Raw genomic sequence first — 14,622 nt, 5'->3', positions numbered from 1 at the left:
ATCGCCTGATCCGGCCGCTGCGTGAAGCCCAGACAGTTACGTCATCGACGACCTGCGTTGACCAACCCGGTCAGAGGCCCAGCGCCGGGCGCGCCGCGGGGTCGCAGTCGTCCAGCAGGTCCAGGCACCGGTCGTACTCGTCGGTTTCCCCAATGGCGTCGGCGGCTCGCGCCAGCGCCGCCACGCAGCGCAGAAAGCCTCGATTGGGCTGGTGTGCATATGGCACCGGACCGAAGCCCTTCCAGCCGTTGCGGCGCAACCGGTCCAGGCCCCGGTGGTAGCCGGTACGGGCGTAGGCGTAGGCGGTGATGGCCTTGTCGTCGCCGAGCGCCTCCTCGGCCAGCGCCGCCCAGGCCACCGACGCCGACGGATGTGCGGCGGCGACGATACCCGGGTTTTCTCCGGCAAGCAGCTCGGCCTCGGCGTCACCGTCGCCGGGAAGCAGGATCGGATCAGGTCCCAGAAGATCACCCATCGGCGTCATGACCCCTATTCTGCAACTTTGCGCATCCGCCCTCATCGCGCCGGTGGTCATTTTCCAAGCACCCCGCCCCACCTCGGCGATCAGGCGAATCGGGGGTCGAATCGCTAAGCTCCGAACTACCCACTCGACAGCGGGAGGACAACAGCGCTTATGCCCAACGCACCCGAACCCGACCGCGGCGACACCGAAACCGGGGGCCAGTCGGCCGGCAATGAAGGCGCCGCAGGCACCGAGGGCCAGCCGCTGATCCCCGACGACGCCGAAACCGAGACCGTGGTGATCTCCACATCCGACCCGGAGCACAACCCGGGATCGGCGGACGCGGACCTGCCGCGGGAACGCCGCTTTACCGCGCCGGGCTTCGACGCGAAGGAGACCCAGGTCATCGCCACTTCGCCCGAGCCGGCCACCGAGGTGTTCCACACCCCCCCGACACCGCCCGGTCCCCCGCCCCCGATTGGTGTACCACCGAAAGCCGCTATGCCACAGTCGATTCCGCCTCGCGGCGGCAAGCCGCCATTGAGACAACGCAATTGGGGTTGGGTGCTGGCGATTGTCGTGATCGTGTTAGCGGTGGCGGCCATCGCCATCCTGGGCACGGTGCTGTTCACCCGCGGCAAGCATTCGAAGGTGTCGCAGGAAGACCAGGTGCGGCAGACCATTCAGAGCTTCGACGTGGCAATCCAGACCGGCGACCTGACCACGCTGCGCAGTATCACCTGCGGCACCACCCGCGACGGCTACGTGGACTACGACGAACGCTCCTGGAGCGAAACCTATCGACGGGTCTCGGCCGCCAAGCAGTATCCGGTGATTGCCAGTATCGACCAGGTGGTCGTCAACGGTCAGCACGCGGAAGCCAATGTCACCACGTTCATGGCCTACGACCCGCAGGTCCGCTCGACGCGCAGCCTCGACCTGCAGTTCCGCGACGACCAGTGGAAAATCTGCCAGTCCCCGAGCAATTAGCGTGCGATCTCCCGCGCGAGCAGTCACAGAATCGCACGCCGCGTAGCGGATTTGTGCGAGTCTATGACTGCTCGCGGGGTCGAACTCACCCCGAGCCGAGCGACTTGCCGGCGCAGTGCAGGTCGTTGCAGGCCTCGATCACCCGCTCGGTCATCGAAGCCTCGGCCTTCTTGAGGTAGCTGCGCGGGTCGTAGACCTTCTTAACCCCCACTTCGCCATCGACCTTGAGCACGCCGTCGTAGTTGGTGAACATGTGACCGGCGATCGGGCGGGTGAACGCGTACTGGGTGTCGGTGTCGACGTTCATCTTCACGACGCCGTAGCGCAGCGCTTCCTCGATCTCGGACTTCAGCGAGCCGGACCCGCCGTGGAAGACGAAATCGAACGGCTTGGCGCCCTCAGACAACCCGAGCTTGGCCGCCGCCACCTTCTGTCCCTGGGCCAGGATGTCGGGACGTAGCTTCACATTGCCGGGCTTGTAGACGCCGTGCACGTTGCCGAACGTCGCGGCCAGCAGGTACTTGCCGTGTTCACCGGCGCCGAGCGCGTCGATGGTTTTCTCGAAGTCGTCCGGGGTGGTGTAGAGCTTGTCGTTGATCTCGTTGGCGACGCCGTCCTCTTCGCCGCCCACCACGCCGATCTCGATCTCGAGGATGATCTTGGCGGCCGCCGCCGCTTTGAGCAGCTCCTGGGCGATCACCAGGTTCTCGTCGATCGGCACCGCGGAGCCGTCCCACATGTGCGATCCGAACAGCGGATTGCCGCCCTTACTCACCCGCTCCGACGACAGAGCCAGCAGCGGCCGCACGTAGCTGTCGAGTTTGTCCTTGGGGCAATGATCGGTGTGCAGCGCGACATTGATCGGGTATTTTGCCGCGACGACGTGGGCGAACTCGGCCAGCGCAACCGCGCCGGTCACCATGTCCTTGACGCCGAGGCCGGAGCCGAACTCCGCTCCCCCGGTGGAGAACTGGATGATGCCGTCGCTGCCGGCGTCGGCGAAGCCTTTGAGCGCGGCGTTGACGGTCTCCGACGACGTGCAGTTGATGGCCGGGAAGGCGTACGCGTTCTCCTTGGCACGTCCCAGCATCTCGGCGTAGACCTCGGGCGTGGCTATGGGCATGAACTTCCTCCTCGAAGAATGCTGGGTCTCATCAGTATTGCAACTCACCGGTTTGTGTCCAGGCCGGTGGGTCCGGCCCGGTATGTTGGGACATCGTGAGCACCGCCGTGACGGCCCTGCCGGACATCCTCGACCCGATGTACTGGTTGGGTGCCGACGGCGTTTTCGGATCTGCCGTGCTGCCCGGGATCTTGATCATCGTCTTCATCGAGACCGGCCTGCTGTTTCCGCTGCTTCCGGGGGAATCGCTGCTGTTCCCCGGCGGACTGTTGGCCGCCAGTGCCAACCCGCCGGTCACCATCGGAGTGCTCGCCCCGGCGGTAGCCCTGGTGGCGGTGCTCGGCGATCAGAACGCGTACTTCATCGGCCGCCGGATCGGGCCGGCACTGTTCAAGAAGGAAGATTCGCGGTTCTTCAAGAAGCACTATGTGACCGAGTCGCATGCATTCTTCGAAAAATACGGGCCCTGGACGATCATCCTGGCCCGCTTCGCGCCGTTCGTGCGCACCTTCGTCCCGGTGGTCGCCGGCGTGTCTTACATGCGCTATCCGGTATTTCTCGCGTTCGACATCGTTGGCGGCATCGCCTGGGGTGCGGGTGCGACGCTGGCCGGCTATTTCCTGGGCAATGTGCCGTTCGTGCACCACAACTTGGAAAAGATCATCCTGGGCATTCTGTTCATCTCGCTGCTGCCGGTGATGACGGCGGCATGGCGTACCTACCGGTCACGGCGACGGGACAAAAACGAGGCCGCGCTACCCGAGTGAGCCGACGACGGCGACGCTGTGGGCGGCCTCCATCAGCATCCAGCCCGACAGCTGTACCGACAGGTCGCGCTCGGGAATCTCGGAGCTGTTCACCGCTCCCGCGACGAACTGCGCCTGCTGTCCGCCCGCGGTGGGCAATTCGGCGTCACGGTCCCAGAACGCCCCGAATACCGGCAACCCGTCCACCGTCTGCCGGTAGTCCCACGCTGATTTTGCCGAGGACAGCACTATCTTGGCCGCGGTGCGGCGAGCCGCGACGTCGTCGGCGGAGTCGGCCGGCAACGTGGTGGCCACCAGCGCCAGGTAGCGAGCGGTGATACCGGCGAACAGGCCGCCGTCGCCGCCGCCGGCGCCGCGGAGCACGCCCGCCGGCGCCATGTGCTCGTCCACGGCCGCGACCAGCCGCTGCACCCGGGCGAAGTGACGCTGGTCGCCGGTGCGGGCCGCCAATTCGGTCTCCAGGCCGAGTACCACGCCCTGGCAGTAGGTGTACTGGGCACGGACCAACGATCCCGCTTTGATGCCGTCGAACACCAGCTGCGTCTTCGGGTCGATCAGCGTGCGGTCGATCCAGTCGGCCATCTGCTGGGCCCGCTGCAGCCAGTCGTCATAGCGGGCCAGGAAGATCCCGGCCGGGCCGTTTGCGGGGGCGTTGAAGAACTGGTCCTGCTTGCGCCACGGGATGCCGCCGCCGTCCTCGGGTGCCCATGCCTTGACGAACTGGTCGGCCAGCTTCGGCAGCGCACGTTTGCGTTCGACACCGGCGATCCGGGCGGCACGTTCCAGGGCCAGCGCCAGCCACGCCATGTCGTCGTAATAGCTGTTGGTCCAGGAGAAGTTGTTGCGCAGCCGATGCGAGCGGACCTGCCGGTTGATGCTGGTGTGCCGCTGCGGCTGTGGGTCCCGCAGCTGCGCATCGAGCAGGCAATCCAGCAGATGCGCCTGCCACCAGTAGTGCCAGGTGCCGAACAGTCGGTCTTTGCGGGCCGCCGGCCAGGCCACCACGCCCAGCTGCGTCCCCGGCATCGCCCAAAGCCGTCTGAGGTGCCGCTGGGTGACGGCGGCTTCGGAGGTGGCGGCCCGGTTGGCCCAGAGCTGGTCCATGCCTGCCGACCCTATCGAGTGCCGGCGAGCCCGAACAGCTGACGCAGCCCGGCCAGTGAGTGCGCGGACAGAAAAAGATCGCAATAGGGCAGCGCCACCGCCATCGAACCGGTCAGCGGCCGAAACTCCGCCGCCGCGGCGCGCGGGTTGAGCCAGATCAGCAGCTCGGCGCGGCGACGCACCCGGGCCAGCGCGTGGTCCAGCACGTCGGGAGGATCGCTGTCCCAGCCGTCGGAGGCGATGATGACCACCGCGCCGCGCAGCGCATTGCCGTAGGGCGGGGCCAACAGGGCGCCGACGCTGCGGCCGATGAACGTGCCGCCGTAGCGGTCGGTCACCTTGGCGTTGGCCCGTTGCAGCGCGACCTCGGCCGAGCGGTGCGACAACACCGCGGTGAGCCGGGTCAGGGACGTGGAGAAGGCGAACACCTCGGGCCGGATTCCCGCCTGGCGCAACGCCGCGGCTCGCATCAAATGCAGATAGATCGCGGCGTAGGGCTGCATCGACCGGCTCACGTCGCAGACCAGCACAATCCGCCGGGGTCGGCGGCGCGGCCTGCTTCGCGCCAGCAGCATCGCCTCCCAGCCGGTCGACCGCGACGCGTTGATGGTCGCGCGCAGATCGATGCGCTTGCCGTGCCGGCTGGACTCCAACCGCAGGCTGCGCCGACGCGGCCAGCGTCGCACCGCGGTCTCCAGCCACTCCCCGAGGAGCCTGAGGTCGTCGGGATCGAACCGGTCGAAGGGTTCGTCGGTCAGGGCAGCGATGCGGCTGGGCAGGTACTCGGGCAGGTGGACACTGGGGCCGGGGGCGCCGGTCCCGTCGGGGCTGGTCCGGGTGGCCCACGGCAGCGTGTCGGCGCCACCGCCGGCGCGGTGCACGGTCCCGGCCGCGGGGGCACGGGGGGCGGCAAGCGGCAGCGACGGCGCGCGCGGTCCGACGACAGCGGCGTCGATGGCGCCGAAAACCGCGGTAAACACCGCATCGAAAGCGACCAGATCTTCCATCCGGTTCACCAGGGTCACCCGGGCGGCCCAGTACAGCGTCGCCGCGGTGTGCGGCACCAGCTGTCGCAGCGCCTGCACGAAACTTGCCGGGCCGCTTGCGGATACGTGCACCCCGGCGCTGCGCAGCCGCGCCACCATCGCGGCCGCGAACGCCGCCAGATCGACGCCCCGCAACAACGGCGTGCCGATGGGCGTGTTCATCAGATCAGTGTCGCCGGCGCAGCACCCACAGCAGCACCAGCACAGCCGTCACCGCCAGCGCCGCCGCAGCGTATTTCTTCAGCCGGTCGGCGCCGGCGAGCTCCAGCAGGTCGATCGGGGCGGTTTCGGCGGCGGCGCTGGCTGCCGAGCGCGCGGGCGCGGCCGGCAGCTCAGCACCGGTCGCGGTTGCCGGACCCGCCGCCGCGAGTTCGGCTTCTAGCGAATCGACGAACTGGCTCAGCAACTTCTCCGAAACCTGCTGCAGCATTCCGCTGCCGAACTGCGCCAGCTTGCCGACGATCTTCAGGTCGGTGTCGACGATCACCTGGGTACGCTCGCCGGCCTCGTGCAGCCGGGCGGTGACGGTGGCGGCGGCGTTGCCGGTGCCCCGGGCTTCCTTGCCTCTGGCGTCGATCACCGCGCGGTGCTGGTCGCGGTCCTGCTCGACGAAATGCACTCGGCCGCTGAATTCGCTGGTGACCGGACCCACCTTGACCTTGACCTTGCCGAGGTAGTCGTCGCCGTCGTGGCCGGTCAGTTGCGCCCCGGGCATCAGCGGGATCACCTTCTCGAGGTCGCACAGCACGTCCCAGGCCTGTTCGATCGGAGCGCTGACGCTGAACTCGTTGGCGATCTTCATGCTGCGGGTCCTCTCATGTCCGGCTGCACTCGGTGAAAGCGGTGTACGCGTCGCGAATCAGCGTACGGTCGTCGGGTGTCTTGGCCAGCGCCCCCAGGCTGGCGAGCGCCACCGCAACCGATTCGTCCTGCAGGTCGGCGACGCCGAGCGACACCAGGGCGGCGACCCAGTCGATGGTCTCGGCCACGCCCGGCGGCTTGTCCAGGTCGAGATCGCGTGTGCGGCAGACGAATTGGGTGGCGTGCTGGATCAGCGGCGCGGTGGCCCCGGGCACCGTCCGGCGGACGATCGCGGCGGCGCGGGCTGGCTCCGGGTAGTCGATCCAGTGGTACAGGCAGCGTCGTCGCAGGGCGTCGTGCAGGTCGCGGCTGCGGTTGGAGGTGAGCACCGCGACCGGCGGCCGCTCGGCGACGAAGGTGCCCAACTCCGGGACGGTGACGGCGGATTCGCCGAGGAATTCCAGCAGCAGCGCCTCGAATTCGTCGTCGGCACGGTCGATTTCGTCGATCAGCAGCACCGGCGGGGTCGGGCCGCGATGGCGGACGCAGCGCAGGATGGGCCGGTCCACCAGGTAGGCCTCGGTGTAGAGGTCCGCCTCCTGAATACCGGCGCCCTGCGCTTCGGCGAGCCGGATGGCGAGCAGCTGACGTTGGTAGTTCCAGTCGTACAGCGCCTCGCTCGCGGTCAGCCCCTCATAACACTGCAGCCGGACCAGGGTGGTATCCAACACGACGGCAAGGGTTTTGGCGGCTGTCGTCTTGCCAACGCCCGGCTCGCCCTCCAGCAGCAGCGGTCTGCCGAGGGTGACCGCCAGATAGATCGCCGAGGCGGTCCCGGTGTCGAGCAGGTAGTCGTGCGCGTCGAACCGGTGGACGACGTCGTCGGGGTCGGTGAACATCACGATGTCACCAGCCGCTGGTAGTCGTCCCAGGTGTCCACGTCGAGCGGCACCGGACCGTCGACCGTGAGCTCGCGCACCTGGTGCCGGCCCGACTCCATCAGCTTCCACACCCCCTTGTCGCCGTGCAATTGCGCCAGCTCACCGAAGAGGGTGCGGCTCAGCCAGAATGGATGTCCGATACCGTCGGCATAGCGGCACACCATGATTTCGGCCGCCGGTCCTCGTGTCGCCAGCTGCCGCAGCGTCGCGGGGTCCACGCCCGGCTGGTCGCCCAGCATCAGCACGATGCCGGCGGCCTGCGGATCCACCCGTTGCAACGCCACCCGCAGCGACGCCGAACACCCGGCCCCGTGGTCGTCGACGACCACCACGTCGACCCCGGCCAGCGGCACCGTGTCACGCACCTTCTCGGCGGCACCGCCCAAGGTGACGATCAGCTGATCGAATCCGGCACGGCGAGCGACCTCCATGGTCGCCCCCAGCAGCGTCGTATCCCGGTACGGCAGTAGCTGTTTGGGGGTGCCCAGCCGTTGGGAACTGCCGGCGGCCAGCACGACACCAGTGACCGTCATCCGACCGGCCGGTTTGCGAAGGCGGTGCGGCATCCCGAACCGCAGAACCAGTAGTCGGTGCCCTCTCGCTGCAGGTGCTCGGTCGTGGGTCCGACGGTCACCGTCATGCCGCATACCGGGTCGACCGCCTCCGGCGCGGTTGCGCTGGTTGCGGGCACACGCACATTGCCCGTGCGCAGGGCGGCGATAAGCTCGGCGGCGATCGACACCGCGATCTCCGCCGGGGTCTTGGCGCCGATCGGCAATCCGACCGGGGTGTGGATGCGGGCCCGCTCGCCCTCGGACAGGTCCAGCGAGCTCAGGATCGAGGCGCCACGGACCTTGCTGGCCACCAGGCCGATATACCCGACACCGTTATCCAGTGCGGCACGGATGATTTCGGCCTCCGGACCGCCGTGGCTGGCGATCACTAGGCCAGTCGGCACTGCGGTGGCGGCAACCGGCTCGGTGTCGCGTCGCGCGTCGTAGCCAAGCACGCCACACAGCTGGATCAGCGCGTCGGCGATCGGCGTGGCACCGTAGACCCGGATCAGCGGCGCCGGCAACTGCGGGGTCAAGAATACTTCCAGCGCCCCACCGGACAGGCACGGGTTGACCACCACGCAGGCGCCGGGCGCTTCCGGGAAATGCACGTCGCCGTCGGGAAGCACCCGCAGCAGCACGCTTTCTCCGGCCTGCAGTGCGCCCAGCGCCGCCTTACGGACCGAGTTCTGCGCGCACTGGCCGCCGACGAAGCCTTCAATTGTGCCGTCCGCCAACAGTATTGCCTCATCACCCGGATAGGCGGAGGCGGGCGGCTGGGCCCGCACCACGGTCGCGTGCACGAACGGTGTTCGTGCCGCCAGTAGTTGCTGAGCCCGTTCGCTGATGGTGATCATGGTCTAGATCGGTGGCCTCGCCCGGCCCTGCATGGCCTCCCACACCCGCGACGGTGTCAACGGCATGTCGGCGTGCCGAACCCCGTACGGCGCCAACGCATCCACCACCGCGTTCACCACCGCCGGCGGGGATCCGACGGTAGCCGACTCGCCGATGCCCTTGGCGCCGATCGGGTGATGCGGTGACGGCGTGACCGTGTGGCCGGTCTCCAGGTGCGGCACCTCGAGCGCGGTCGGGATCAGGTAGTCCATCAGCGAGCCGCCCAGGCAGTTGCCGTCCTCGTCGAAGGCGATCATCTCCATCAGCGCCATCCCGATTCCGTCGACGACACCGCCGTGCACCTGGCCCTCGATGATCATCGGGTTGATCCGGGTGCCGCAGTCATCCACGGCCAGGAAGCGGCGCACCTTGACCACGCCGGTGCCCGGATCGACGTCCACCACACAGAAATACGCGCCGTAGGGGTAGGTCAGATTCGACGGGTTGTAGCACACCTCGGCGTCCAGCCCGCCCTCGATGCCGTCGGGCAGATCACCGGCGCCGTGGGCACGCATCGCGATATCTTGGATGGTCACCGACGCCGACGGGTCACCTTTGACGTGGAACTTGCCCTTCTCCCATTCCAGGTCTGCCACCGAGACTTCCAGCATGCCGGCGGCGATGATCTTGGCCTTGTCGCGCACCTTACGCGCCACCAGAGCAGCAGCCCCGCCGGATACCGGGGTCGAGCGGCTGCCGTAGGTGCCCAGCCCGAATGGGGTCTGGTCGGTGTCGCCGTGCACCACCTCGATATCGTCGGGCGGGATGCCCAGCTCTTCGGCGACGATCTGCGCGAACGTCGTCTCGTGACCCTGGCCCTGCGACTGAACGGAAAGCCGCACAACGGCTTTGCCGGTTGGATGCACCCGCAGCTCGCAGCCGTCGGCCATACCGAGGCCGAGGATGTCCATGTCTTTGCGAGGCCCGGCGCCCACCGCCTCGGTGAAGAACGACATGCCGATGCCCATCAGCTCGCCTTGCTGCCTTCGGCGCCGTTGTTCCTCGCGTAACGCGTCGTAGCCGATCATGTCCATGCCCTTGCGCATGGTGGCCTCGTAGTCACCCGAGTCGTACACCCAGCCCGTCTTGGTGGTGTACGGGAATTGCTCGGGCTTCAACAGGTTTCGCAGCCGCAGCTGCGCCGGGTCCAGCTTCAGCTCGAAGGCCAGACAGTCCACTAGCCGCTCGACGAAGTACACCGCCTCGGTGATCCGGAAGGAGCACGCATAGGCCACCCCGCCGGGCGCCTTGTTGGTGTAGACCGCCGTCATGTGGCAGTAGGCGGCGTCCAGGTCGTAGCTGCCGGTGAACACCCCGAAGAAGCCGGCCGGGTACTTCGTCGGCGCCGCCTGACCGTTGAACGCACCGTGGTCGGCCAGCACGTTGCTGCGCAGGGCCAGGATTTTGCCGTCCTTGGTGGCCGCGATCTCGCCGACCATGATGTAGTCGCGCGCGAAGCTGGTGGAGGTCAGGTTCTCGCTGCGGTCCTCCATCCACTTGACCGGCTTGCCCAGCACCAGCGAGCCGACGATCGCGCACACATAGCCGGGGTAGATCGGCACCTTGTTGCCGAAGCCGCCGCCGATGTCGGGCGAGATGACCCGGATCTTGTGTTCGGGCAGGCCGGCAACCAATGCGTACAGCGTGCGGTGGGCGTGCGGGGCCTGCGAGGTGGTCCACAGTGTCAGCTTTCCGCTGACCGGATCCAAATCAGCTACCGCACCACAGGTTTCCATCGGCGCGGGGTGTACCCGCGGATAGACCATCTCCTGCTTGACCACCACATCCGCCTTGGCGAACACCGCATCGGTGGCGGCCGCGTCGCCGGTCTCCCAGTCGAAGATGTGGTTGTCTTTCTTGCCTTCCAGGTCGGTGCGGATCACCGGCGCGGCCGGGTCGAGCGCCTTGCGGACGTCCACGACAGGATCGAGCGGGTCGTACTCGACGTCGATGAGCTCCAGCGCATCGCGGGCCGAATACCGGTCTTCGGCAACGACGAACGCCACCTCTTGGCCCTGGAAGCGCACCTTGTCGGTGGCCAGTACGGCCTGCACGTCGTTGGCCAGTGTCGGCATCCAGGCCAGGCCCTTCTCCGCCAGGTCGGCGCCGGTCACCACCGCCTTGACCTTCGGATGGGCCAGGGCCGCAGTGGTGTCGATGCGCACGATGCGGGCATGCGCGTACGGTGAGCGCAGGATCGCCAGGTGCAGCATGCCGGGCAGCGTGACGTCGTCGACGTAGGTGCCGCGGCCCCGGATGAAACGGGGATCTTCCTTGCGCAGCATCCGGCCGTGGCCGCACGGCTTTTGGTCGTTGTCGGCGGTGTCTTCCGGTGAGGGCGGCCTTGATTCGATGGTGGTCATGACGTGGCCTCCGCGGAACTGTGCTGAGCGGCCCATTGGATGGACCGCACGATTGTCGTGTATCCGGTGCACCGGCAGATCTGCCCGGAGATGGCCTCCCGGATGGTCTGCTCGTCGGGATTGGGGTCGCGGTCCAACAGCGCCCGGGCGGTGATCATCATGCCTGGTGTGCAGAAGCCGCATTGCAATCCGTGGCAGCGCATGAATCCTTCTTGCACCGGGTCGAGCTGGCCATCGACGGCCAGTCCTTCTACGGTCCTGACACTGTGGCCGGATGCCATGACGGCCAGCATCGTGCACGACTTCACCGGCACGCCGTCGACGTCGACCACACAGGTTCCGCAGTTGCTGGTGTCGCAGCCCCAGTGAGTTCCGGTGAGCCCCAACTGATCCCGCAGGAAGTGCACCAGCAGCATCCGGGGTTCGAACTCGGCGGTGACCTGTTCGCCGTTGACGGTCATGGTTACCTGCATGGCTAGTTCCCTTCCGGCTCGGGGATGTTACGCACCCGTTCGGTCGCGGTGCGCAGCGTGCGGATGGTTAATTCGGAAGCCAGGTGCCGCTTGTACTCGGCGGTGCCGCGAATATCGGTCACCGGTTCGCAGGCCTGGCTTGCTCGCCGGCCCGCCTCGGCGAAGGTTTCTTCGGTGGCCGGTCGGCCCACCAGTGCCTGGGCAAGCTCGGCGAGCGCTGTCCTATTCGGATTCACCGCGGTGAGACCCACCCGGACGGCGGCGATGGTGTCGCCGTCGAGCGTGATCGACGCACCGGCCGCGGTAACGGCCCAATCACCAACCCGCCGTTCGACTTTCGCATAGGCGCTGGAAGTGTTGTGCCGCACCGGGATACGTACCTCGACCAGGATCTCGTTGTGCGCCACCGAGGTCTCGTACGGCCCGACCGTGAAGTCGTCGATTGCTATCTCACGCTCGCCCGACGGCCCCCGCGCCAGGCACACGGCGTCCAGCACCATGCACACCGTCGACAGGTCCTCGGCCGGATCGGCCTGACACAGCGAACCGCCCAGGGTACCGCGGTTGCGGACCACCGGGTCGGCGATCACGCGTTCGGCATCGCGAAAGATCGGGCACACCGCCGCCAGCGTGTCCGACTCCAGGATCTCGCGGTGCCGGGTCATGGCGCCGATGCGCACCAGGGTCGGATCGGTGATCACGTATCCGAGTTCGGGCACCAGGTCGTTGATGTCGACCAGATATTCCGGGTTGGCGATACGCAGCTTCATCATCGGCAGCAGGCTGTGGCCGCCGGCGACCACTCGCGCCCCCTCCCCCAACCGATCCAGTAATCCGATGGCGTGGTCGACGCTGGTCGCACGCTCGTATTCGAAGGGCCCAGGTACTTGCATGCGCCCAGTGTCAGCCGTTGCTCAACGAGCGTCAATATCGACTTAAGTGATCGCTGAACTCGCCTTCTACCTGCGCGTCATGGTGGATCCGCCCGTCGGTCTCGGCCAACGGGCGCCCGCGGCCGCCCCACCGCCGGGCGATGATGTCGGCGGCGATCGACACCGCCGTCTCCTCGGGCGTACGGGCGCCGAGATCCAGTCCGATCGGGCTGGACAACCGGCCCAGTTCGGCGTCGGTCAGCCCGACCGCCCGCAGCCGCCGCAACCGGTCGTCGTGCGTCCGGCGCGACCCCATCGCCCCGACGTACCCGACGCGGGGCAGCCGCAGTGCCACCTCGAGCACCGGCACGTCGAACTTCGGATCGTGGGTGAGCACGCAGATCACCGTGCGCTCGTCGACGGCGCCCGCCTCGGCCTGAGCGGCCAGGTAGCGGTGCGGCCACTCGACGACGACCTCGTCGGCCGTCGGAAAGCGCACCGACGTGGCAAAGACGGCGCGAGCGTCGCAGACGGTGACCCGGTAGCCCAGGAACGATCCCTGGCGCGCCAGGGCAGCGGCGAAGTCGATCGCTCCGAAGACCAGCATCCGCGGACGCGGCGCGAAGCTGGACACGAAGACCTCCATGCCTTCGCCCCGGCGTTGCCCGTCGGGGCCGTACTCGAGAATTTCGTTGCGCCCCAGCGCAAGCAGGCCGCGCGCGTCGTCGGTGACCGCAGCGTCAGCACGCCCGGAACCGAGCGATCCGGCGATCGCGTCGGGGTGCACGACGAGGCGCCGGCCCACCCAGCGGGTGTCCGGGTGGGTGATCACGGTCGCGATCGCGACCGGCCGATGGGCGGCGATGTCCCCGGCCACCGCGCCGAGTTCGGGAAACGTTGACTGCGAGACGGATTCGACGAAGACGTCGATGATGCCGCCACAGGTCAGACCCACCGCGAAGGCGTCATCGTCGCTGACACCGTACCGTTCTAGCCGGGGTGCGCCGCCGTGTACCACCTCGGTGGCGAGTTCGTAGACGGCACCTTCGACGCAACCACCCGACACCGACCCGCTCACCGAACCGTCGGGCGCCACCACCATCGCCGCACCCGGGGGCCGGGGCGCGGACCGCAACGTCCGCACCACCGTCGCCAACCCCGCGGTATCACCGGCGCGCCAGATCGACAGCAGCTCGGCAAGCACGTCACGCACCCCCTTAAACTAAGCCAGAAGTAGGCTCTTTCCATGACTCCGGCTCAACTTCGGGCCTATTCGGCGGTGGTGCGGCTGGGCTCGGTGCGGGCGGCCGCCGCAGAGCTCGGCCTCTCCGATGCCGGGGTCTCCATGCACATCGCGGCGTTGCGCAAGGAGCTCGACGACCAACTGTTCACCAGGACCGGTGCCGGGTTGGCGTTCACCCCCGGCGGGCTGCGGCTGGCCAGCCGGGCCGTGGAAATTCTGGGGCTGCAGCAACAAACGGCGATCGAGGTCACCGAGGCCGCCCACGGCCGCCGGCTGCTGCGCATCGCCGCGTCCAGCACCTTCGCCGAGCACGCGGCACCGGGCCTGATCGAGCTGTTCTCGTCTCGAGCCGACGACCTGTCCGTTGAGTTGAGCGTGCATCCGACGAGCCGATTCCGCGACCTGATTCTGTCGCGCGCGGTTGACATCGCCATCGGCCCGGCCAGCGAAAGTTCGTTTGGTGCCGACGGCTCGCTGTTTGTGCGACCCTTTCTGAAGTATCAGATCATCACCGTCGTGGCACCTAACAGCCCACTGGCCGTTGGTATTCCGACGCCAGCGTGGTTGCGCCAGCAGCAGTGGATGCTCGGCCCCTCGGCGGGCGGCGTGGACGGAGAGATCGCAACCATGTTGCGGGACTTGGCGATTCCAGAATCACACCAGCGAATCTTTCAAAGCGACGCCGCCGCCCTCGAGGAGATCCGGCGAGTCGGTGGTGTCACGCTGACCATCGGCTTCGCGGTCGCCAAGGACCTGGCCGCCGGACGGCTGGTACACGTGACCGGTCCGGGCCTGGATAGATCCGGCGAGTGGTGCGCCTCGACGTTGGCACCCTCGGCCCGGCAGCCCGCGGTGTCCGAACTGGTCCGGTTCATCACCACCCCGCGGTGCACCCAGGCGATGATCCGCGGCAGCGGGGTCGGTGTGGCGCGGTTCCGCCCGAAGGTCCACGTCACCTTGTGGAGTTAGCTATACGCTTTACCCC

General features: G+C 67.7%; 15 protein-coding genes. 3 read left to right on the top strand and 12 right to left on the bottom strand.

What is annotated here, in order from left to right; translation table 11 throughout:
• Positions 1-70 precede the first annotated feature (70 nt).
• Positions 71-484 carry a DUF3151 domain-containing protein gene (locus B4U45_RS17135; protein WP_075546317.1) on the bottom strand — a complete coding sequence of 138 codons (414 nt, stop codon included), beginning with the start codon at positions 482-484 and terminating at the stop codon, positions 71-73.
• Positions 485-634: 150 nt separating this feature from the next.
• On the opposite strand from B4U45_RS17135, the gene B4U45_RS17130 reads away from it, so the two are divergent.
• Positions 635-1,453, top strand: coding sequence for an Rv0361 family membrane protein (locus B4U45_RS17130; protein WP_099223599.1), 819 nt, complete (start codon positions 635-637; stop codon positions 1,451-1,453).
• A gap of 85 nt (positions 1,454-1,538) precedes the next feature.
• Here the strand turns inward: B4U45_RS17130 and fbaA are convergent, their stop codons facing one another.
• Positions 1,539-2,576, bottom strand: coding sequence for a class II fructose-bisphosphate aldolase (gene fbaA / locus B4U45_RS17125; protein ID WP_075546401.1), 1,038 nt, complete (start codon positions 2,574-2,576; stop codon positions 1,539-1,541).
• Between the two features lie 95 nt (positions 2,577-2,671).
• Between fbaA and B4U45_RS17120 the strand changes: the two genes are divergently transcribed.
• Positions 2,672-3,343 (top strand): VTT domain-containing protein, encoded by a 672-nt coding sequence (locus B4U45_RS17120; RefSeq protein WP_219859467.1) that lies wholly within the window; start codon positions 2,672-2,674, stop codon positions 3,341-3,343.
• On the opposite strand, the gene B4U45_RS17115 is transcribed toward B4U45_RS17120, so the two are convergent.
• From B4U45_RS17115 to B4U45_RS17070, 10 genes are read right to left on the bottom strand one after another with little or no spacing between them, the layout of a single operon-like run.
• Positions 3,332-4,447, bottom strand: coding sequence for a glycoside hydrolase family 76 protein (locus B4U45_RS17115; protein ID WP_075546399.1), 1,116 nt, complete (start codon positions 4,445-4,447; stop codon positions 3,332-3,334). The genes B4U45_RS17120 and B4U45_RS17115 overlap by 12 nt on opposite strands.
• An 11-nt stretch (positions 4,448-4,458) precedes the next feature.
• On the bottom strand, positions 4,459-5,655 hold the full coding sequence (locus B4U45_RS17110; RefSeq protein WP_075546398.1) for a vWA domain-containing protein: 1,197 nt from the start codon (positions 5,653-5,655) through the stop codon (positions 4,459-4,461).
• 4 nt (positions 5,656-5,659) lie between these two features.
• On the bottom strand, positions 5,660-6,295 hold the full coding sequence (locus B4U45_RS17105; protein ID WP_075546397.1) for an SRPBCC family protein: 636 nt from the start codon (positions 6,293-6,295) through the stop codon (positions 5,660-5,662).
• 13 nt (positions 6,296-6,308) lie between these two features.
• Positions 6,309-7,196 (bottom strand): AAA family ATPase, encoded by an 888-nt coding sequence (locus tag B4U45_RS17100; RefSeq protein ID WP_089025251.1) that lies wholly within the window; start codon positions 7,194-7,196, stop codon positions 6,309-6,311.
• Positions 7,193-7,768 (bottom strand): nucleotidyltransferase family protein, encoded by a 576-nt coding sequence (locus B4U45_RS17095; RefSeq protein ID WP_083155435.1) that lies wholly within the window; start codon positions 7,766-7,768, stop codon positions 7,193-7,195. Before B4U45_RS17095 ends, B4U45_RS17100 begins: the two co-directional genes overlap by 4 nt.
• The gene (locus tag B4U45_RS17090; protein WP_075546412.1) at positions 7,765-8,643 is read right to left on the bottom strand and encodes an XdhC family protein; all 879 of its coding nucleotides are present in this window, start codon (positions 8,641-8,643) and stop codon (positions 7,765-7,767) included. Before B4U45_RS17090 ends, B4U45_RS17095 begins: the two co-directional genes overlap by 4 nt.
• 6 nt (positions 8,644-8,649) lie before the next feature.
• Positions 8,650-11,049, bottom strand: coding sequence for an aerobic carbon-monoxide dehydrogenase large subunit (locus tag B4U45_RS17085; RefSeq protein ID WP_075546395.1), 2,400 nt, complete (start codon positions 11,047-11,049; stop codon positions 8,650-8,652).
• On the bottom strand, positions 11,046-11,522 hold the full coding sequence (locus tag B4U45_RS17080) for a (2Fe-2S)-binding protein (protein ID WP_075546394.1): 477 nt from the start codon (positions 11,520-11,522) through the stop codon (positions 11,046-11,048). The genes B4U45_RS17085 and B4U45_RS17080 overlap by 4 nt, the downstream gene beginning before the upstream one ends.
• Positions 11,523-11,524: 2 nt before the next feature.
• On the bottom strand, positions 11,525-12,415 hold the full coding sequence (locus tag B4U45_RS17075; RefSeq protein ID WP_083155410.1) for an FAD binding domain-containing protein: 891 nt from the start codon (positions 12,413-12,415) through the stop codon (positions 11,525-11,527).
• A gap of 31 nt (positions 12,416-12,446) precedes the next feature.
• Positions 12,447-13,607 carry an XdhC family protein gene (locus B4U45_RS17070; RefSeq protein WP_176358350.1) on the bottom strand — a complete coding sequence of 387 codons (1,161 nt, stop codon included), beginning with the start codon at positions 13,605-13,607 and terminating at the stop codon, positions 12,447-12,449.
• A 33-nt stretch (positions 13,608-13,640) separates the two neighbouring features.
• Between B4U45_RS17070 and B4U45_RS17065 the strand changes: the two genes are divergently transcribed.
• Positions 13,641-14,606, top strand: coding sequence for a LysR family transcriptional regulator (locus tag B4U45_RS17065; protein WP_075546391.1), 966 nt, complete (start codon positions 13,641-13,643; stop codon positions 14,604-14,606).
• The last annotated feature ends 16 nt before the right edge of the window (positions 14,607-14,622 follow it).

The sequence above is a fragment of the Mycobacterium persicum genome (genome assembly GCF_002086915.1).
Classification (GTDB): Bacteria; Actinomycetota; Actinomycetes; order Mycobacteriales; family Mycobacteriaceae; genus Mycobacterium; species Mycobacterium persicum.
The sequence above is the reverse complement of the archived record's forward strand: the minus strand, read 5'-3'. Positions and strand labels throughout refer to the sequence as shown.

What these genes read in the sequence shown, in the direction of transcription:
- B4U45_RS17085 (WP_075546395.1), bottom strand. Translation starts at nt 11,049, where the DNA reads ATGACCACCATCGAATCAAGGCCGCCCTCACCGGAAGACACCGCCGAC.
- B4U45_RS17115 (WP_075546399.1), bottom strand. Translation starts at nt 4,447, where the DNA reads ATGGACCAGCTCTGGGCCAACCGGGCCGCCACCTCCGAAGCCGCCGTC.
- B4U45_RS17130 (WP_099223599.1), top strand. Translation starts at nt 635, where the DNA reads ATGCCCAACGCACCCGAACCCGACCGCGGCGACACCGAAACCGGGGGC.
- B4U45_RS17135 (WP_075546317.1), bottom strand. Translation starts at nt 484, where the DNA reads ATGACGCCGATGGGTGATCTTCTGGGACCTGATCCGATCCTGCTTCCC.
- B4U45_RS17110 (WP_075546398.1), bottom strand. Translation starts at nt 5,655, where the DNA reads ATGAACACGCCCATCGGCACGCCGTTGTTGCGGGGCGTCGATCTGGCG.
- B4U45_RS17065 (WP_075546391.1), top strand. Translation starts at nt 13,641, where the DNA reads ATGACTCCGGCTCAACTTCGGGCCTATTCGGCGGTGGTGCGGCTGGGC.
- B4U45_RS17080 (WP_075546394.1), bottom strand. Translation starts at nt 11,522, where the DNA reads ATGCAGGTAACCATGACCGTCAACGGCGAACAGGTCACCGCCGAGTTC.
- B4U45_RS17105 (WP_075546397.1), bottom strand. Translation starts at nt 6,295, where the DNA reads ATGAAGATCGCCAACGAGTTCAGCGTCAGCGCTCCGATCGAACAGGCC.
- B4U45_RS17075 (WP_083155410.1), bottom strand. Translation starts at nt 12,415, where the DNA reads ATGCAAGTACCTGGGCCCTTCGAATACGAGCGTGCGACCAGCGTCGAC.
- B4U45_RS17095 (WP_083155435.1), bottom strand. Translation starts at nt 7,768, where the DNA reads ATGACGGTCACTGGTGTCGTGCTGGCCGCCGGCAGTTCCCAACGGCTG.
- fbaA (WP_075546401.1), bottom strand. Translation starts at nt 2,576, where the DNA reads ATGCCCATAGCCACGCCCGAGGTCTACGCCGAGATGCTGGGACGTGCC.